The organism is Agromyces sp. ISL-38, assembly GCF_018613935.1.
Lineage (GTDB): Bacteria > Actinomycetota > Actinomycetes > Actinomycetales > Microbacteriaceae > Agromyces.
In genome coordinates, this window is the sequence record NZ_JAGGPF010000011.1 from 115,033 (window position 1) to 135,185 (window position 20,153).

Sequence of the window (20,153 nt, forward strand, 5' to 3'; positions counted from 1 at the left end):
TCCCTGCGATGGTCGGCAACTGGCGGGCCTACCATCGAGAGGAACCACACCCTCGACGAAAGGTCCATATGGCCGTCACGGCTGAACCTCGGGTCGCGCTCTACTTCGACTTCGACAACATCGTCATCTCACGCTACGACCAACTGCACGGCGACAGCGCGTATCGCAAGGACACGTCGCGCGGCAAGACGCCGGCCGCCGGAACGCAGACGGCGTCCAAGCTCAGCGAAGCCACCGTCGACGTCGACGCCGTGCTCGACTTCGCCGCCACCTTCGGCACCATCGCGATCGCACGCGCCTACGCCGACTGGTCGACCCCAGTGAACGCGAGCTACCGCGGCCAGCTCATCAACCGCGCCGTCGACCTCGTGCAGTTGTTCCCGCTGTCGGCGACGAAGAACGGCGCCGACATCCGCCTCTCCGTCGACGCTGTAGAAGACATGTTCCGCATCGACGACCTCTCGCACATCGTCATCGTCGCGGGCGACTCCGACTACGTCGCGCTCGCGCAGAAGGCCAAGCGCCTCGGCCGTTACGTCGTCGGCATCGGCGTGGCCGGCGGCACGAGCCGTGCGCTCACCGCGGCCTGCGACGAGTACGCCGACTACGACGCGCTGCTGGCAACGGATGCCGCAGTGAGCGACGACGAGGCGACGGTTGCCGCGGCGCCGCCAGCCCGCGGTCGCGGCGCGGGTCCTGCCGCAGCGGCACCCGAACCCGCTCCCGAACCGGCCGCTGAACCTGCCGCCGAACCGGCACCCTCCCGTCGTCGACGGGCTTCGACGAAGAAGGCCACGGATGCGGCATCCGCAGATGTCGTCGTCGACGGCGGTGCGCCGAGCACACCCGAGGAGCCCGCGGCGCCCTCGGTGCCCTCCACGTCGGTGACGTTCGTGGCTCCCGTGGAGCAGTTCGGGGCGGGCGACGACGACGAGGCCCCATCGGGCAGCCCCCGCAATCCGGGTCGCCTCCTGCTGAAGGCACTCGAGCTCATGCGTGCGAAGAACGACGAGGAGTGGCAGACGATGCGCGCAGTGAAGAACCAGATGCTGCGCATGGACCCAACGTTCCAGGAGCGCCGGCTCGGCTTCGCCTCGTTCACCGACTTCCTGAAGTCACGCGGCGGCGTGGTCGAGCTCGACGAGGCCGGCGGCAACCGCGTGCGAATCCGCCCGAAGAAGGGCTGACGCCCGGCTGAGTGCGGCTGCCCTGGCGGTGGCGACGGTGAGTAGGTCGCCGCCCGTGATGATTAGGCTGACCGGATGATCATCAACTTCGCCGCCGAACTCGCCGCTGTCACGGACCACTGGACGCCACGTGTCGTCGGCCAGGTCAACAACGAGTACGTCAAGGTTGCGAAGTTGTTCGGCGAACTCATGTGGCACGACCACGCGGATGAAGACGAGCTCTTTCTCGTCGTCTACGGGCGGCTCGTGATTCAACTTGAAGATCGCGATGACGTGGTACTGAACCCCGGCGAAGCATTCGTCGTTCCAAGAGGAGTGCGCCACAACCCGGTTGCGAAGGAGGAGTGCGGCATCGTGCTCGTCGAGACCGTGACGACGAAGCACACGGGCGACGAAGCCAGCGACCGCAGCGTTCCGCTTGACCGGCAGCTGGACCGATTCGCGGTGCGCGCGCAGGTGGAACCGACCGACTGACCCAAACGCAACGCGAGGCGGGGCGGGTGCCCATCTGCAGCACCCACCCGCCTCGACGCGGTTCAGCGATCGTCGTGGAGCAACTGCACCTCGGCGATGTTGACTCGCCCGCCGTGCTCGTCGAGCACGCGGAGCCGTTCGACGTGCGCCTCGGCCGGCAGCGGGAAGCTGTACCACTGATCGGCGGCGACGCCGGTGAAGGTGACGAGCGTCTGCCACGTCGCTCCGTCATCGTTCGAGCCCTGGAGCACGGTCCCGTTCGCACGCGGGAGCTGCGACGCTCGCGGCCGCATCCGCACGACGTCGAACGTGAATGTCGTCTCGTCAGTCGGCACGACAGTCACCCAGCCGTTGGCCACGGTGGTGTCAGGGTAAGTCGTCAGGTCGCCGTCGAACATGCGCCATCCGTTGTCCTGCGTCGTTCCCGAAGTGCCCGGCCATGGCACCGTGGAGGCGTCGACCCACTCCCGCCGGATCTCGAGGGAGCTCACGTGGGTGTTCCAGAGCGCGAGCGACGATCCGTCGGTGGTCTCGATGACCGTCGCACCCTGGTCTCCGGCCGCGGTGCGATAGTCGGCCGCGAACACGAGGTTCCTCCCGTAGTCGACGTCGTCGGGCAGCACGAGCTCGGCGGTCCACGTGAGCCCGTCGCTCGACGAGGCCGTGGCCGGGCGTCCCTCGATCGTCGCATCGACGCCGGCGAGCGGCTGGTCGGCGACCAGTGTCAGCGTGACCGTGTCGCCGTTCACCGCCTTCCCCGTCTCGGCGTTCGTCGACGTGAGCGCGGCTGAAGCGATCGCGTCGACCATCTCGTGGCGTTCGCCGTGGAGGCGGATCTCGCTGAACGACGAGATCCCGGGATACACGGGGTCGGTCGGCACCCCCGGGTGGTCGACCTGCACCTTGAGGTACCGCCAGGTCGAGTCCTGCAGCTCGGCGATGACCGGGATCGTCTCGATCGCGAAGTTCTGCGCGGTCGTGTCGGTGGTCTCCCGCGACGTCAGCAGGGTCCAGGTGCGGCCGTCGTTGGAACCGTAGACGTTGGCGCCCTGCGAGCGGTTGGCGAAGTTGTACCGTGCCTGGAGTCCGATCGCGTCAGCCGACACCCGGAACCCGGCGCCGAAGTCGAACGTGAAGGGTGCACGCAGGTCGCCGGTCGTCGTGTTGAAGTCGCCGTCGACGAGGTTCGAGACGTTGGCCGCCGACAGGGTCGAGGTGACGAGTCCGCGATAGTCGAACGAGCCATCGTCGGCCAGGCGCGGGGTGAGCAGTTGCAGCGCAGCCACGGCCTCCTGCAGCGCAGCGAGTCCGGTGAGGAAGGTCCCGTCGTCTGCGGTGTCAACGGATGCCTCTGCGCTCGCGCGCACCTGCTGGAACTCGGCGAGCGAATCCGACACGTATCGCTCACCGGGATCGAATCCGGCGAGGGCCGCCTCGAGCGCCGCCTGCCGGGTGGCGGCGACCTCGACCTCGACCTCGAGCGTGCTGGTGACCTCGCCGTTCGACGCCGCGAGCGTGAACCGGTGGTTGCCGACCTGCTTCTTGGAGGGCGTCCAGGTCAGGCGACCGGATGCGGCATCCACGCTCCCCCCTTCAGGAAGCCCGAATGCCTCGTACTCGAGCGTCGCGCCCTTCGGATCCGTCGCAGCGAGATCACGAGCGGATTCGGCGCCCGCGACACCGATGAGCCTGGTCGCCGAGCCCTGTGGGAACGCCGGGATGTCGAGCTTGGTCTTCGCCTCGAGCTCGACGTGGTCGAGGTCGACGTTGACTTTGCCGGATCCCTTCGCCGTGTAGTACGCCAGGTTGTCGCCCAACGTGCTGCCGGGCAGCACCTTCGTGTCGACGTCGTAGGTGATGTAGCGCCACTCGCCATGCGTGTCGGGCAGCGGCAGTGAGTGATACGGCGCGAGCTCAGGGCGCTTGCGGATCTCGAGCGTCGCGGGCCCGTCGGTGCGGACCCTCACGCCGACCGGGCTGTAGCCGGTGCGGCCGACGTACATGAGCGTGCGCACGGCGACTGTGCTTCCGGCCTTCGAGGCCTTCAACCGCGCGAACGTGGTGTCGCCGTCGGTGAGCACCTTCGTGGTGCCGTCGATGTGCACGCCGCGCTGCTCGAGTTGCACCTTCGGGTCAGTCGGAGCCGGCGGCGTCGTGCCGGCGATCTCCTCGGGCAGGGAGAGCCAGTAGTCGGGCGCGTAGTCGGGGTTCGGATCCCAGAAGTTGTACAGGCTGGCACCCCAGTAGAAGATCGGGCCGTCGGCCTGCTTATGCCACTGTTCGAGGTTCGGTGCCTCCTTCTCGAGGTCGCGCCCGAGGTCGTAGCGGTAGACGTGGTACATCTCATCGATCGAGTTGAACAGCCGGCCGCGGTATGCCTCCGAGAGCACGCCCGCGCCGCCCGTCGTATCGATCCACGGGATCTCGTGTCCGAGCATGTACCCGACGAACGCATTCGCGCCGTCGAGGAGCCGGTCGCCCAGGAACGCATACGGCGACACCGCGTCATCCGCTGTGGAGCGGGTACCGGTGACCGGATCGACCTTGGTGCCCTGCACCGTGAGGATGCGCGCCATGACGCCGAGCGTGTTGACGTCGTCCCAGCCGTGTGCCTGGTCGCGCCCCATCTCCTGGTGCTGGACGAAGCTGTACCCGTACGGATTCAGCGGATCGTGCTTGTCGATGAGCGGATAGATCGCGGCGATCGCGCCGTTCTGCTCGGGCCGCGTCGTCGTCGAGTTGACGGTGAACCATTCGACGCCCTCGTCGTAGCGTTCCCGGTTGTCGGTGAAGATGTACCCCGACATGGCTCCGATGAGCGGGTAGATGTGCTGGTTGAGGTACCGCCAGTTCGTGTGCAGGAAGGTCTCGGTCATCGGCACGATGAGGTTGTCGGTCAGCTTCGCGGTGTCCGAATCGTGCCAGGCGAGGTCGTATGCCGTGTAGCCGTCGGCGACGGTCGAGTAGCGGAAGATCTCGGCGGCCATGAGGAGCCGCTGCAGCGGCACGCCCGAGTGGATGTGGGCGTCGGGGTAGTACGCGTAGGCGGCGGGATCCATGTTCGACCAGATCCGGATGATGCGCATGCCGTTCTCGCGATGCACCGGGTCGCCCGTGATCACGTAGAGCACCGCTTGCGTGTATGCGCCCCACGCGTCCTGGATCAGCCTCGACTGCACCGCCTGCGAGTTGAAGGCCGTCCCCGCGGGCTGGTCGAGCACCGCGGACTGGTTCGCCGAACGCAGGGTCGTCGACGCGTACTTCGTCGCGACCATCGCGCCGTAGTACGTCGCCCAGGGCTCGGCGCCCTCCTGCACGTGCTCGCGTGCCCGGAGGAGGTTCTCGGCGCTCACCCCGATTCCTGGGTGCGTGAAGCCGTCGTCGCTCGTGCTCTCGTCGAACGACACCTCCACGTGCTTCGGCGGTTCATCGGCGGCCAGCGCGGGCACCGGGGTCGCCACCAGCGCGAACGCGGCCGCGATCGCCGCGAGGCTCAGCCGCCTCCGCCGGATCCACTCGAACGGACGTTGCATCACGGGACTCCTTCGTCGTTCGGATGGGATACACGACTCGCCGCTGGGGCAAGGTTGGTTGGATAGCGTTGTCCACTATGGAGCGAAGCGAGCCGGGCTGTCAAGCATTGCGAGCGGCGGCTTGGTAATCGATATCCGCGCGAACGCGAGCCCCTATGCGACTCCGATCAACTCGCGAGGCATCTGCACCGAATATCCCGGCCGAGTACCGACCGATGCATGGGACCTTGGGACGCGATATGTCAACGCCCGCGACGCCCGCGAGCGCGCCCAGCACGGACGGCACTACACGCCACGAGAACGACGCGGATGAGCGCCTCCCACTCACTCTCACGCCGTGAGTGTCCGGCACAAGTCGCGTCTCCAGTCAGGCGAGCAACATGGCATGCACTGCCACGACGACGACGCGATCCACGTGGCGGATTATTCGACCAATTCCAAGGTTGGCTCCTGCGAGTGAACCTCAAGTCGTCCGAAATCCCCAGCAATTACGTATGCTCCGTCGCTCACTTCGAACACGTCGAACGAGCCGAAGTCTGACTCTCCCATAGCGTCCACGGCGGGTAGCGCAGGCGGTTCCGTCCAGGACAAGGCTCTAATCTTCTCGAAGAGGATCCGCCCGCGGCGGTAACAGTACTGCTCACCTTCTACAGGTGGCTGATAAGAGGGATGAGTCTCGCGCAGAACAACGTCCACCGTGAAAGTAAGACTGTCCACCTCTTGCGCTATTCCGAGCACCCAGCTGTCCTCGAGGTAGACATCCTCGAATCCCGGGAGAGTCCAGTAGCTGCGCATGTGATCACCAGTCCCACTCGATTGGCGTGTGATTGCCGGGGCTGCGACACCGAGCCCGACTCACTCCGCAGTCGCACATTTCGCCCGATGGTGAAGACCCGTCGATCGGAGCGATTCCCACTCGTGGCATGAGATGCCGTCTCACCGCGACCACGGTGCCGACGTCCGCGACCACGTAGGCCTCGACCTCGGCAGCAATCATCCGCTCCTGCTCACCGACGGCATTGCGACATCACTAGGCCGTGTTGCTAAACACGGTTTGAGGGCTGGCGGGCGAGTTCTTGATGGGTGTCGCGTGATGTGATTTCGGGTACGGAGCGGACCGACGCTACACACCCGTTGACTCTGCTTCCGCGATCTGCTGAGCAAAGATCGCGACAGCGTCGGGATTCTCGCCCACGAGAGCCGAGAAGTGGTCCGGGTCATCGACAAGTTCTCGGTACCCCCACAGTCCCCTGGCAACAGGTCACCCGCGACCACCCAACGGCCCAGCTCGGGGACCCAGAACGGGTGCCCGTCCGTCGCGACCACCGCACCTGCGTCGTCCCCGCCCTGACCAGCGATCGTGATCGTCGTGAGGTCCTTCTCCCCATCACCGGTGATCAACGCCGTCACCGGCCGCGGTCCGCTCTCCCCGGTCTCGGGATCGGTCGCGAGGACCTGAGCCCGCGGTCCACACTGCGCGCATTGGACTTGACGAGTCACCACGGCCGGTACTCGCTTAGCAGGGCGCTACCGGCTCGAGAATCGTTGTCAGCAGCTCGAGGCGGGTTCGATCTACCGCGCGATCTTCGAGCATCGTGATCGCAGCCTCAACGGCTTCCACGGCTGCAGCCAGCTCGGCGTCGTCGAGCGCCGCTCGCTCCGCGTCGGCCTGTCGTTCGCTGCCGACGTCAGAGAGGCCGAACAGTCGGGCAGATACTGCTTGGAACATTGGCTCAAGTAGGTACCAGGCGGAGTCCGACGGGTCGAATTCGCCGAGCGCGCTACGCAGTGCGGTGTCGACGCAGATCCAGCAGTCTTGGGCAGCGGTGAACATCTCTGCGTCGGTCGGCTCAGACGGAGTTTCAGCCTCAACAGCCTCAAGCGCACCCGGATCAACCGTCGCCGTGCTATCAACAGCAAACTGCACCGCAAGGTCAATTGCTTGATCGAGGACAGCAGTAGCCGGAACCCGTCCTACCGCCTGGCACCAGGAAATGTAGCTGCTGATGAGTGCTCACCCGGCAGCGGCGTACAACCCGACTTGGGCAGGCAACGTCAATAGACGGATTCGGTCTGCGATATGTTCAGCGACCTGCTCAAAGGGACTCATTCGACTAGAACACCTCGCTCGAGAAGCTGAAGGGCACAGTTAATGATTCAACTTGTTTTCGTGAGTGCCGCGCCGACCGCAGTGCTCGCTCGCCGCACGATTGGAGCTTGTCCACGCTGGGTCGATCAGGCGCATCCGCGCGCATGTCGAATCACCTCGTCCGGCGAGCACCGGAGGAGATCCCGTCCCACTGAGCCTCGGTCAAGACGGCATCGCGAGCCCTCGAAGATTGGCCCGCGATCCTTGTCGCGGGACCGAGAACACCCCTAGTCAGCTTGTCGGAAGACGAGCCTGCCACCCGGACGGCCGATTAGACCTTCGCCTGAGCGTAGCCCGATTCTCGCAAGACGCTATCTAGCGCATCACGCAAGGCATGGCGCCCAATGATCCCGCCGTTGGACCAGAATGGGGCCGCTGGTCCGCCCACCTCGAGCGCAATCGGAATCTCAGCGAATGCATATTCAGTCGTGATCACCAAGCTCACGGCAGGGCCGAACTGCTTCAGCGCTGTCACGACGACTTCGCGACGCGGCCAGCTGCCGATCACGCGGCCCGAGTAGTGGAAAAGGACGATCGATGACTCCGTGATGACGAGGAACTGTCGCGAAAACGGCGTAGCGCCGACGACAAAGAGGCGGATCCCAAGGCGCGATGCCATGCTTCCGAAGCGCCGGTACATGACCGGAACAACCCACAAGAAGATTACGAAAACCCCGAAGCTTCCGGCCAGGACAATTGCCGGCATCGGGACCCCGGCGAAGGAGGCGACGTTACCATCCGAGGAAACCAGCATGACTGTGATGGTGATAAAGAGAACGCAGAACATCGACCAGAGCACGGCTGAAACAGTTGATGAGCGTACACGCCCAGGGCGAAACAGGCGCTCCGGTCCAACCTCATAGCGCGCTGCCACGACTACTTCGCCGCTGCCAGATCCACGGATGAGGTCGCGAAGTACAGCTTCGTTCAACACGTTTCGCCTATCCGACATGAGGCTCCGCCTCCAAGTCCGAATCCACCGCCAGAAAAACCGGCTCCATATCCGACCTGGGCCAGGACCACAATCATCCAAACATCCTCGCCATCCGGGCCGACTCCGTACGCGTAGACGCCCTTTCCTCCAAACCCTTGGGAATAGCTGCCTTCAGCCGACCACATTAGCGAGTCAAGTTGTTCAGCCGTACGGGCGTTCGTGTAGCCAAACCCAGCTCCGGCCTCTGCTGCGAGTTTCGTGCTCGGCCCAAGCCCAAAGTCCACCCCTCCGACAGCCACTCGCGAGCCATCGGGCATGACAACGTTGCACACGCTCGCGCCCATTGCGACCACCACCGAGCTGCCCCCTGCAGCAGCGCATGTAACGAGCCCAACGTTGACGCCGGCGTGACATTTATTGAAGCTGAATGAGTCGCATGCGAGAGGATCGAGAGGATCGTCGAGCTCGCTGTAGTTCGTTCCTTCGCCGCACGCGCCTCGATTGAAGCTCATCTGGCCACCGCAACTCGGCAGCCCACCGCCCAGGTTGATGCTGTTGTCGTCATCTGACGCCGACTCACGAACCGGCGGATCTACCGTGACATCCGGCACGACGTCCATCTCGAGTCCTCGTGCGTGTTTGTAGGCGTTGGTGATCCGCGCTTGGTCCGCGGGGGAATCGGACGCTACGTCTGTGACGCGCAGTCCGGTTGCGTCGGAGCGCGTGACGGGGTTGCTATTGGCGTACGCGTAAGCATTCCACTGTTGCGGGTCCGCGAGGTCGAGGAGCGGGTCGACGCTGATGAAGGCACCGACAGCCTCATCGAAGTAGCGCGCACCCACCTGCGTGAGCCCAGTGGTTCCGTCGCGGGTCTTCCCGAGAAACTGGCTATCGCCAGGCACGGTGGCGGCATCCGATGCGCCGCGGGTGGCGCCGAACGGATCGGTGTAGAGGCGTTTGATCGCGGTCTTGGCGGGGTGGCCGCCGTTCGGGATGGCCGCGATCGGGGTGCCATGATGATCGGCGACCAGGGAGGTGACGCCGTTGCCGAGGCCGCGGTCGGTGCGGATCGCGACGCTCTTGCCCGCGAACGAGTAGTACCGGGTGGCCTTGACCGCCCTGTTGGCCGCAATGTGGATCTCTTGCCCGCCGGCGTACACGGTGGTGCCGCTCGAATCGGTGCGGACGATCCGGTTCCCGTCGGCGTCGTACACGTTCGACGTGTCGCCGGCGGTGGTGAGCTCGCCTTCGGCATCCCACGTGTATCGCCCGGTCTGGCCCGAGACCTCGACGGTGGTGCGATTCCCGGCCGCGTCGTAGCCGTACTTGATCGGCAGCCCAGCCATGGTCGCAGTCGTGACCGCGTGCGGGCCCGCTGTGCCGGCACCGTGCGCATAGGTGGTCGTGATCGCGGTGCCGTCGGCGGCGGTCGCGGTCTGCTTGGTGCGGTTGCCGAGGACGTCGTAGGTGTAGTTCGTCCAGTACGGTGCCGCACCGCCCATCGCACCCGCGGATGGTGCTTGCGCGCAGTCCCCGTTGCCGGGTGTCCACGCGGTTTGCAGGTGCGCGAGGCCGTCGTAGTTGAAGCACTGGCTGTCCTGGAACGCTGCACCGGACAGCGGCGCATTCGTCGGGGTGTCTTTGATGCTGGTGACGTTCCCGGCCGGGTCGTAGGTGTAGCTGAGGTCGAGTTCGGTGCCGTTGATGCGTTCGCGGTCGAGGCTGATCCCGGCCGATCGTTTCGTGCCGTCCTCATACCGGTACGACACGACCGCCCCGTACGTGTTCCCGAGGTCTGCGAGCAGCGGGCGGCCGTCGGCGGCGAATCGGGACGCGGCGACGTAGGTGCCCCACCCGAAGCCGCCGCTCATCCAGGACGGCATCGACGAAGCGGTGTCGTAGATCGTGGTGACCTTCTCCGCGCCGAGGATCGTCTTGCCATCCGCGGACGTGTCGGCTGCCACAACGGCGGGGTAGGTGACGGCCGCGGTCTGCCCGTCGACGGTGTACGCGTGCTTCGTGCTGAGCGTCCGGGTCTGTAGGTTCGTGAACGCGCCCGTGTTCGGCAGCACGAGGGAAGTCTGGGTGGGCCGGTACGCGGCGTCCCAGGCATCCGTGCGGGTGACGTACGCCTGCCCGCCCACGTACCGGGTGGCTGAGGTGAGCACACCCTTGAGGACCGTGTCGTACTGCCATTCCGCGCGGACGGTGCCGGTCGGGGAGCCGTCGCGGACACTGGTGGTGCGACCGAGCGCATCGTAGGTGTACCCGAGGGTCTGGCCGTTGCCATTCGTGCGGGTGAGCACGCGGCCGAGCACGTCATACGTCGTGGACGAGTCGCCCGCGTCGGGATCAGATGCGGTGATCTGCCGGCCGGCCCAGTCGTAGCCGTACGCCCACTCGTTGAGATCGGGGTCGACCATGCCTGACAGTCGCCCGGCCGCGTCGTACGTGTATTTGGTTGTGGTTGTGGTCGGAGTCCTGCTGGCGGGGTCCTCGAGTGCCAACACTTCGGCGACGGTGTCGGCCTCGGATTTCTCGTCAGGATCGCGCACGTATTGGGTCAACTCGACGGTGCGGCCGCGGGCGTCAACGGTGGTCTTGGTCGGCGTTCCGCCCATGGGCGGGATCTGCAGTGTCTTCGCGCCGTCGTAGTGGGTGATGGTGCGCCACTTCTCGTTGGCGGGGTCGGAGTCGGTGTGCACCCAGAAGATCTGCGCGGTCTGCCGGCCTGCGTCGTCGTATTCGAACGTTGTGTGCCCGGACGTGTCAGCGGGCGGTGTCTCCGGGGTAGCGGACACGCCGCCCTGCACCCACCAGGGCTCGGTTTGCTTCACGATGCGGCCGGTGGAGTCGTAGATGGTGTGCGCCACCATCCGGCCCTGGTCGGATGTTCCGGTGCCTCGCCCTTCTTGCTGGGTCTGGAACGGGCGCATGAGTGCGTCATAGAGGACGGCGCTGGCGTGTTGGCGCTTCCCGTCCGCGGAGATCGTCTTGGTGACGACCGCGTTCAGCCCGTTCGGCTGGACGGTGTACTCGTACTGTACGGATGGGAACTGCGCGTTCACGTGCTGCGGGTAGATGACCTTATGCAATCGGCCCAGGGCGTCGTACACCCCCGTGGTCGTGCGCCCATTCGCGTCGGTCGAGGAGACGGGGACGCCGAGGATCGGGTCGAATCCGGTCGTCGTGACGTGCCCGAGGGGGTTGGTCGTGGTGGTCTCCGCGACCAACCCACCCGCCGAGGGGGTGTACCCGATGGTGGTGGTCTTACCGGCAGCGTCGGTGTTCTCGGTGACCCGGCCGCGGGTGTCGTACTTCACGGTCGATGTCTGGATGAATCCATCACCGTCCTGCGGGTCGATGGTCTCGACCTTGGTCGGCCGACCGGATGCGTCGTACGTGAGCTTGGACGCGGACACCACATCGGCCGGCCGCTGCGGTAGCTGGTCGCATGCCTTCGCGACCGTCTCGAGCACGGACGGCAATGCAACAAGGTGCTTCCCGGCGAGGTCGTCATCGGTTTCGTGCGCGTAGGTGGTCGTCGTGCACAGGTTGTCCGACGCGGTCTCGATGTCGCCGCGGTCGTCGACCGTGGTCGGCTGACTGAACGCGTTGAACGTCGTCGTGGTCTTGGTGTGGTGCACTGCCGATGTCCCGGCCGCGTTGTAGGTGACCGCGTCGACGGTCTGCGACGGGATGCGGGTCGCAGTGTAGGCGGCGTCCTGTGCGCTGGTCGCAACGGTGACCGGATTGCCGAACGTGCTCACCGTTTCGGAGACCTTGATAGTCCCGTTGAGCTCGGTGGAAGTGAATACCTCGCCCGCGAGGCGGTCGACGTCTGTGACGGTGCCGACACCGCTGATCGGGGCGGTCAGGGATTCTCCGGTCCCGCGGTAGTAGGTGGTGACGGATTTGGTCTGCTGGGCGCCGGAGTTCCCGGTGATCGTGGTGATCTGCTTCGCACCGCGGAACTCGGAATAGGTCTTGTCGGCGTCCTCGATCAGCGGAGTGTCCGGTTTCACCCATTTCCATGCGGCGTCCGTGTAGTCGTACCGGGTGGTCACGGCCAATGACCCGGTGATCAGCTCGGGGCCAGACGGTTCGAGGTTGGTGTGTCCCTCGACGACGGTGTCGACCACGTACTTGTAGAAGTAGTCAGTGTGCGGGTCTCCGTCGTTCGACTTCACTGGGAAGCAGAGGTCCGTGTTCGCCGCAGGGTCCGCGGTCAGCCCCTCCACGCAGCGGGTCGTGTAATTCACGCTGAGGCGCCCGCCGGACTCGGTCCGCACGCTCGTCACCCGATGCCGGTAGAGCGCGTCTGCGCCAGTGTCGGCGGCCTGGACTCGGTTCTTCAACGCCGTGTAATCGAATTTCACCGCAGGCAATGCCACATCGTCCTTGGAGCCGGCTTGACCAGTGTGGGCGACCGCCTCCAGGCGGAGCATGATGCCGGTCGCGTACTCCAACCCGATCCCGTCGCCCTGCGGCACGAACCGCTGCGACAATGCCCACGAGTCGACCGGCTGGAAGTCCGAGCCGACGTTCGCATAGGTGGTGATCTTCGCCAACCGGGTGCGGTTGAAGAATGTAGGCGCGTACGTCTCACAACCCGTCGTGGTCTCGCAGATCAAGTCGACCGGGGTGTCGGGCCAGTGGTACCCGGTCGTCGCGGACTGCGCGCCAGAGCACCAGGAGTCCGGCACGGCCAGGTTCGTGATGCAACGGGGGGTGTGGGTGAACTCGACCTTCGCCGGCGCCTGGCTGACACCGTCGTCGGCGTGTGTGCCGTACTCGATCCGGTTCAGGTACCCGCCCGCGACATACGAGACGGCGGCGTCACCGTAGAAGGGCCGGTAGTTGTTGGACTCAGCCGTGTAGAAGTACGACGCCGTGTTCCCCGACGGGTCGATCACCCGGTCGAGGTTCCACCGCCACACCTGCTCGTCGGACGAGTCCTTGAACGAGGCCGCGTGCCCCGGCTCGTCGGCATGGTTGCCGTACACGGGCACCGTCCACGCCGACGAGGCGTCGACTTGCTGGCCGAAGAAGTACTGGGTGCCGTCGGTTGTGGTGACCTTCCAGTACTCACCCTTCGCCCCGCCGCTGGTGATGTGCTCGATGCGGGTTCCGTCGTCCCGCTTCGGGTGCCACGTGCCGCTGTTCTGGTCCTTGACCAGCTCAGATCCGCTGCCGTTCAGCGACAGCGTCGCGTTCGCAGGACCCCAGCACAGGTCAGGCGCGGACAGGCCGGCATTGTTCGCCCCGGAGGTCTCGTCATCGGCGCACGACTTGTACGTGCGCTCGATGAAGCTCGCACCCACATCGAAGCCCTCACCGACCAGCCCGGACTGGTTGTTCGTCGACGCGATCCGCCCGTCGGAGACCGCGGACGAGTACGACAGGGCGAGTTCTGGTGCCGGCCCCGCCGGCACTTGCGGCGCCCGCATCGGGTACGACCACGTGAACGCACCCGTCGCACCGGTCGTGCCCCACGTAGACGACAACGCCAGCGGCGTCGCCGACCAGTCGCCCAACGGCCCCGCGACACCTGCGGTGATCGCGACCGACCCGCCCGACGAACCCGTCGATGTCGTCGTGGTGGTGGTCGTGGTTGACTGCAACATCGCCGGCGCCGCAGCCCCACCCGACGCGGCCGGGTTCACGGGCACCGTGACACTCACGGTCTGGGCGGTTTCGTCGTGCGAACTCTCCAACAGGACCGGGCGGCACTCCGGCGTTGGTTCAGCGGTGGTGTCGCAGTTCGGCACCCACACCGCCTGCAACCGGGACGCCCAGTCACCGCCGCCGACCCCGGCGAACGCGTCATACGAGACTGACAGCTTGACCGTCTTGTCCAGAGGTACTGGCGTGTCGGATGCGTCGGCGACCTCGAGGATGACCCCGGTGACGCCCGCCTGCTCGGTCGCCGCCTGATCGAGAACTTTCAGCGACACCCGCTCGGGCGACGGCTCGCCCTCGACCGGTGCGACGATCACCGACATCCCGCCGAGCTCGACCGGCACCCCCGTTCCCGGCGTCTGCGTGCCGGGCAGGTCTACGGTCGCCTCAGCAGCGGTCGGGAGGTCGGCCGGCAGTGCCAGTGGGACCAGCGGCTGGTCCGGATCCTCCGCAGCGCCCGCGATCGGGATGGGCCCGGCCGCTGTCTCCGGGTCGAGCGTCGCACCGGCGGCGGCGAGATTTTGCTCGCGAGACTCGTCGATCACCCCGGTCGCCGCAGCCTGCGCTGCCCACGACCACGCCGCCCCCAGCATGCCCGGGTCCACGCCGAGCACCACGACCAGGCCACCAGCGACTGTCAACATGAGCCGTTCGCGCACGCGCACCCCGTTCGTGGTCATCCATCCACTCCTGCGGAGCCCTTTGGCACCCTTGATCGGCATCACTGCTCGCTCACCGTCGGATCGATTGCGTTGAACGCGGCGACACCTTCTCCGAAGTCCTCAATCTCTGCGCCTTTGCACAGCCGGCGCAGCTTCGCGGCGTCGGTGATCTGACCCGAGAACAACCGCACGTTGTCGATCTGACCTGGCCACCAGGTTGCGCCGGCCCCGGCGGTTTGACCGCGACCCACCGCGAAGGCGCCGGGCGATTGCCACGCCGCACCGCCACGCGCTATCGGTGCGCTACCGATCGGCTCACCCGTCGCTGACTGGTCTGGGGTGCCGACTTCGCAAACCCACAGTCGCACCGTCTTCGCGGTCGCGTCATGCTCACCAACCAGGTGCACCCATTGGCCATCGGTCACCTCCGCGCTCGAGGTGGCAGCCGTGACACTCGTGCCGGCGCTGGTGTCGGGCATGCCGAACGACCAGCAGTCCGTCCCGTTCCCACAGTTCGACCGGTACCCCAGCCGGAACGCCGACTGGGTCAGCCCGTCCTGCGACAGCGCCGTGTAGTCCCCTTGACCCCTCGTCGACTTGTTCAGGAGCACATGGGCGGACACGGTGAACGACTTCGACGTGTCCAACACCGGCCCTCCGCTGATCGCGGCATCGTTCACACCGTCGAAGCTCAGCGCCCAGTCATCATCACGCGACCCGAACAACTGGTGCGGGCCCGCAACCCACCCGGCACCCGTGACACCCAGCGGGCCCGCATCCTTCGGACCCGAATCCGCCGCACTCGAACCATTGTTCTCGTCGAGTTTCCAGATCACGTCCTCGACCGGGGACGCGACATCGAATGTGTAGTCGAACGGGGCAGACCAGTTGCCGGCCCCGTCGCGCGCCTTCGCGTGGAGGGTCATCGGCCCCGAACCCTTCGGATCATGCGGGATCTCGAGGGATGAACCCGGGGTGACCGATGCCAACGTCGGGGTCTCTCCCGTGAACCAGTACTCGACGAACTTGACGTCGTAATCGTTCGGACTCTTCAACGTGAACTTGCCCAGGAGGCCAACGCCGCCGCGCTCGACGTCCGGTTCATAGACCGCTTCGATCCCCGCACCGGATCCCACCGCCGTTACGGTCGGTTTCCCCGGCGGGGTGATGTCCACTTTGAACTCGCATGACACCGACCACCCCGACCAGCGCCCGCCGGTGTCCACCGACGTCGCCCGCCAGAAGTACGAGGAGTACCCCGTGTTCTCAACAAGCTTGCCCGGAGCGACCGTCGCCTGGGCGCGGGTGCCTGACGCCTGCGCGGCCAGGGTGGTGCTGTTCCACACCTCGGTTTCCGTGGTGCCGGACTTGGTGTACACCTGGAAATGCGGGGCAACGAGCGTCCCATCAGGGTCGCTCACGATCGCCGAGAGCGTCGGCGTCTTCGAGTTGATCTGTTGTTGACTGGTCGAACAGGCCGGTTGAACTGGATTCGTCACCTGCAGGCTTGACGGCTTGTTCGGCACCCGGTTGAACTCCACGGAAAGCGTAGGTGTCGAGCGCGGAACGCATTTCGGCGTTGGCGAGGGCGGAACGCGTCTTCCGATCTGCTGTGGTCTGACCACATCTGCTACTGTGGTCTGACCACACCGGGGCGGCGAGAGGACGAGCAGCATGGCAGCTGACGCATCCGACGCTCCCCGCGCCTGGCAGAGCGTGCTCGAGCACATCGAGTCGCAGCTCCTCGAGGGCCGGCTGCGCCCGGGCCATCGGCTCCCCGGCGAGCGCGCCCTCTCCACCGAACTCGGCGTCGGCCGCTCGAGCGTGCGCGAGGCGATCCGCGTGCTCGAGGTGCTCGGGCTCATCCGCACCCACGCCGGCTCGGGGCCCAACGCCGGCGCCATCATCATCGCCACCCCCGGCGGAGCCATGAGCTCGCTCATGCGCCTGCAGGTCGCCGCGAGGGGCTTCCCGGTCGCCGACATCGTGCGCACCCGACTCATCCTCGAGTCCTCGGTCGCGGGCGATCTCGCCGACGCGACGCCGGCACCCGACCTCGCCGCGGCCGACCGGCTGCTCGACGCCATGGACTCCCCCACGCTCACGCCCCAGGAGTTCCTCGCGCTCGATGCCGCCTTCCACCTCGCGCTCGCCGAGGCATCCGGCAACCAGGTGATCACCGCGACGATGGCCGGCCTGCGCAGCGGCATCGAGGGCTACGCACTCCAAGGGCTCGCCGCGCTCACCGATTGGCATGCGACATCCGCTCGCCTTCGAACCGAGCACCGCGGCATCGTCGAGGCGATCAGGGCAGCGGATGCCGCAGCCGCCCGCACCCGCATCCACGACCACATCTCGGGCTACTACGCCGAGACCTTCATCGATCCCGCCCGAACCCCCGCGACCTAACCGTCCAGACGACAGAGAGCAACGACACCATGGTGAAGCGCCAGTTCCCGAATCCCCGCGAGCTCACAGAGCTCATGCAGTTCAAGAAGGCGACCCTCAATCCGACCGACCGACGGCTCGAGCGGGCGCTCACGATCGCCGACCTGCGCACGATCGCGAAGCGCCGCACGCCCAAGGCGCCGTTCGACTACACCGAGGGCGCCGCCGAGGGTGAGCTCTCGCTCGCTCGCGCGCGGCAGGCGTTCCAGGATATCGAGTTCCACCCGTCGATCCTGCGCAACGTACCGATCGTCGACACGAGCCGCGAGGTGCTCGGCGGGCCGAGCGCGCTCCCGTTCGGCATCGCGCCGACGGGCTTCACCCGCATGATGCAGACCGAGGGCGAGGTCGCGGGCGCCGGTGCTGCGGGTGCTGCCGGCATCCCGTTCACCCTCTCGACCCTCGGCACGACGTCGATCGAAGACGTGAAGGCCGCGAACCCCGATGGGCGCAACTGGTTCCAGCTCTACGTCATGCGCGAGCGCGAGATCTCCTACGAGCTCGCGCGCCGAGCGGCCGCGGCGGGCTTCGACACCCTCTTCTTCACGGTCGACACCCCGGTGGCCGGCGCCCGCTTGCGCGACAAGCGCAACGGCTTCTCGATCCCGCCGCAGCTCACGCCTGCCACGGTGCTGAACACGCTCCCCCGCCCCGCGTGGTGGATCAACTTCCTCACGACCCCGAAGCTCGAGTTCGCCTCGCTCTCGTCGACCGGCGGCACCGTCGCCGACCTGCTCAACTCCGCGATGGACCCGACCATCTCGTTCGACGACCTCGACATCATCCGCGAGATCTGGCCCGGCAAGATCGTGGTCAAGGGCGTGCAGACCGTCGACGATGCGAAGCTCCTCGCCGACCGCGGCGTCGACGGCATCGTGCTCTCGAACCACGGCGGGCGCCAGCTCGACCGGGCGCCGATCCCCTTCCACCTGCTGCCGCACGTCGTGCGCGAGGTCGGCACCGACCTCGAGGTGCACCTCGACACGGGCATCATGTCGGGCGCCGACATCGTCGCCTCGATCGCCCTCGGTGCCCGGTTCACCCTCATCGGCCGCGCCTACCTGTACGGCCTCATGGCGGGCGGGCGCCGCGGCGTCGACAAGACGATCGAGATCCTCCGCAGCGAGATCGTGCGCACGATGACGCTGCTCGAGGTGGCGACGCTCGACGAACTCGGGCCGCAGCACGTGACCCAGCTCGCGCGGCTCGTGCCGATTGCGAGGCCGGTGACGGATGCCGCAGAAGCGGCCTCCGCGTCGAAGCCGAAGACGGTGCGCACGCCGCGTACGGCCTCGGCGACGAAGTCCGCCGCGACGAAGCCGGCCTCGGCGAAGCCCGCGTCGCGGAACTCCGTCACGAAGTAGGTCGGGCCGCCGACATCCGGCGCCACGACCACGCGAGGTACCGCGGCACGCGCTCGCGGTAATCGGCGAACTCGTCGCCGAACTCGCGGCCGAGGCCGCGCTCTTCCGCGAGCACGCCGAGATGCTCCACGAGCACCGCAACAGGCAGGGTCGCCACCATCCAGGCGGAGCCGCGGACGACCCCGACGCCGAGGTGGATGAGCCACCATCCGACGTACATCGGGTGCCGGCTCAGCGCGTACGGCCCGGTCGTCACGAGCGATTGCGGTTGCTCCAGCTGGAACTCGCCGGTCGTCCGACGTCGTCGTTCGCGCAGCGCCCACACGTTCAACGCGCACCCCGCGGCGAGCGCGGCGGCACCCGCCGCTCGTTGGAGGCCTCGCGGACCGGGGAGCGGCGTCGGGCGCACACGGTCGAGCACGACGATCGCGACGACCCCGACGACCGATCCCGCCGGCAGCGGGAGATTCTCATAGAGCGCGACAGCGCGCCGAATCATCCTCCGGATCATCGCACCCGCTCTTCCACGTGCGCCGAGCGGCCGCCGCGGACCGCCCGCCCGACGCTCGCGGGCTGTGTGGCCGGCGAAGCCGGACGCATCCGCCGAGCGAGGTAACGGGCGTCGCGACCCACGCCGGGGATCGTCGCTGACGTGAACGCGTAGAGGAACTCGAGACCGAGGAAGTACAGGCCCGGAACGGAATCCACCACGCCGCGGCGATGGCGGGGTTCGCCATGTTCGTCGAACGCCGGCAGGTCGATCCAGCCGAAGTCATTCCGGTAACCCGTGCACCAGATCACGCTCGACACCTCACGGGTGGTGCCGTCGGCGAGGACCGGCTGGCCGGCACGCGCTCCGGTGACGCGCGGAACGCGTTGAACACCGGCGTCCACGAGGTCCGCGACCTTGGTGCGGATGAGCGGGGCACCACGGAAGGCCGCAGCGGCGGCACGACCGAGCGGATTCCCCCGGGTCAGCACGTGGGTGCCCACGAACCGGATCACCGGGAGGACGAAGCGCGCGGTCGCACGGTTCAGTCGCACGGGCAGTTCACCGCTCGGCGTTCCCGCGATCGACGTGGGGTGGGTGGGAGCGATGTCCCGGGCGATCTCGGCACCCGAGTTGCCCATGCCGACGACGAGCACCGGGCCCGGGGGCAGCTGGGACGGGTTCCGATAGTCGTTCGAGTGCAGCTGCACGATGTGGTCGGCGAGCTGATCGGCGAAACCCGGCACCGTCGGCGCCTGGCATCCGCCGGTGGCGACGACGACGTTCCGCGATTCCCATCGGCGTTCGGCGGCGGATGTCACGAAGCGCTCATTCTCGCGCCGCACCCGGTCAACGCGCACTCCGGTGCGCACCGGCAGGTCGAACCTCGACGCGTAGTCCTCGAGGTAGGACGCGACGTCGTCCTTGCCGGGAAACGCGAGCGGATCGCCGGGGAACGGCATCCCCGGGAGGCCATCGAACTTGGCGGGCGTGAACAGCTGGAGCGAATCCCAGCGGAGCCGCCACGCGTCGCCCACCCGACGCCTAGCATCGAGGATGACGAATTCGCGACCCTGTCGCGCCAGTTCGCGGCCCAGCGCGAGACCAGCCTGACCGCCGCCGATGACGACGGTGTCGACGATCTCGGTGCCATTGACCATCATTTCGGGCCTCCTTGACCACGGGTATGGACGAGCTTCATACCCGTGACGGTAGGCGGCACGACGGGGC

12 protein-coding genes are annotated in these 20,153 nt (G+C 66.8%); 4 read left to right on the forward strand and 8 right to left on the reverse strand.

Annotated features, from left to right (window positions below; translation table 11 throughout):
• The first annotated feature begins 68 nt into the window (after window positions 1–68).
• The gene (locus tag J7E25_RS13815) at window positions 69–1,187 is read left to right on the forward strand and encodes an NYN domain-containing protein (RefSeq protein ID WP_214870731.1); all 1,119 of its coding nucleotides are present in this window, start codon (window positions 69–71) and stop codon (window positions 1,185–1,187) included.
• 75 nt (window positions 1,188–1,262) lie between these two features.
• Entirely contained in the window at window positions 1,263–1,661 is a 399-nt protein-coding gene (locus J7E25_RS13820) for a cupin domain-containing protein (RefSeq protein ID WP_214870732.1), read from the forward strand.
• A gap of 62 nt (window positions 1,662–1,723) precedes the next feature.
• On the opposite strand, the gene J7E25_RS13825 is transcribed toward J7E25_RS13820, so the two are convergent.
• From J7E25_RS13825 to J7E25_RS18375, 6 genes are all read right to left on the reverse strand, one after another.
• Window positions 1,724–5,194, reverse strand: a complete 3,471-nt coding sequence (locus J7E25_RS13825; protein ID WP_214870733.1) for a discoidin domain-containing protein — start codon at window positions 5,192–5,194, stop codon at window positions 1,724–1,726.
• A gap of 423 nt (window positions 5,195–5,617) precedes the next feature.
• The gene (locus J7E25_RS13830) at window positions 5,618–5,989 is read right to left on the reverse strand and encodes a hypothetical protein (RefSeq protein WP_214870734.1); all 372 of its coding nucleotides are present in this window, start codon (window positions 5,987–5,989) and stop codon (window positions 5,618–5,620) included.
• A gap of 721 nt (window positions 5,990–6,710) precedes the next feature.
• Window positions 6,711–7,121 (reverse strand): hypothetical protein, encoded by a 411-nt coding sequence (locus tag J7E25_RS13835; protein ID WP_214870735.1) that lies wholly within the window; start codon window positions 7,119–7,121, stop codon window positions 6,711–6,713.
• Window positions 7,122–7,614: 493 nt separating this feature from the next.
• On the reverse strand, window positions 7,615–8,277 hold the full coding sequence (locus J7E25_RS13840; RefSeq protein ID WP_214870736.1) for a hypothetical protein: 663 nt from the start codon (window positions 8,275–8,277) through the stop codon (window positions 7,615–7,617).
• Window positions 8,271–14,639 (reverse strand): RHS repeat-associated core domain-containing protein, encoded by a 6,369-nt coding sequence (locus J7E25_RS13845; protein ID WP_214870737.1) that lies wholly within the window; start codon window positions 14,637–14,639, stop codon window positions 8,271–8,273. Before J7E25_RS13845 ends, J7E25_RS13840 begins: the two co-directional genes overlap by 7 nt.
• A 41-nt stretch (window positions 14,640–14,680) precedes the next feature.
• Window positions 14,681–16,162, reverse strand: coding sequence for a LamG domain-containing protein (locus tag J7E25_RS18375; protein WP_214870738.1), 1,482 nt, complete (start codon window positions 16,160–16,162; stop codon window positions 14,681–14,683).
• A gap of 133 nt (window positions 16,163–16,295) precedes the next feature.
• On the opposite strand from J7E25_RS18375, the gene J7E25_RS13855 reads away from it, so the two are divergent.
• On the forward strand, window positions 16,296–17,030 hold the full coding sequence (locus J7E25_RS13855) for a FadR/GntR family transcriptional regulator (protein ID WP_214870739.1): 735 nt from the start codon (window positions 16,296–16,298) through the stop codon (window positions 17,028–17,030).
• 29 nt (window positions 17,031–17,059) lie between these two features.
• Window positions 17,060–18,433 (forward strand): alpha-hydroxy acid oxidase, encoded by a 1,374-nt coding sequence (locus J7E25_RS13860; protein ID WP_214870740.1) that lies wholly within the window; start codon window positions 17,060–17,062, stop codon window positions 18,431–18,433.
• Here the strand turns inward: J7E25_RS13860 and J7E25_RS13865 are convergent.
• Window positions 18,423–18,932, reverse strand: coding sequence for an isoprenylcysteine carboxylmethyltransferase family protein (locus tag J7E25_RS13865; protein WP_251006806.1), 510 nt, complete (start codon window positions 18,930–18,932; stop codon window positions 18,423–18,425). The two genes, J7E25_RS13860 and J7E25_RS13865, sit on opposite strands and share 11 nt — an antisense overlap.
• An 8-nt stretch (window positions 18,933–18,940) precedes the next feature.
• Window positions 18,941–20,086: an NAD(P)/FAD-dependent oxidoreductase gene (locus tag J7E25_RS13870; RefSeq protein WP_214870742.1), complete on the reverse strand. Its 1,146-nt coding sequence runs from the start codon at window positions 20,084–20,086 to the stop codon at window positions 18,941–18,943.
• Window positions 20,087–20,153: the final 67 nt, after the last annotated feature.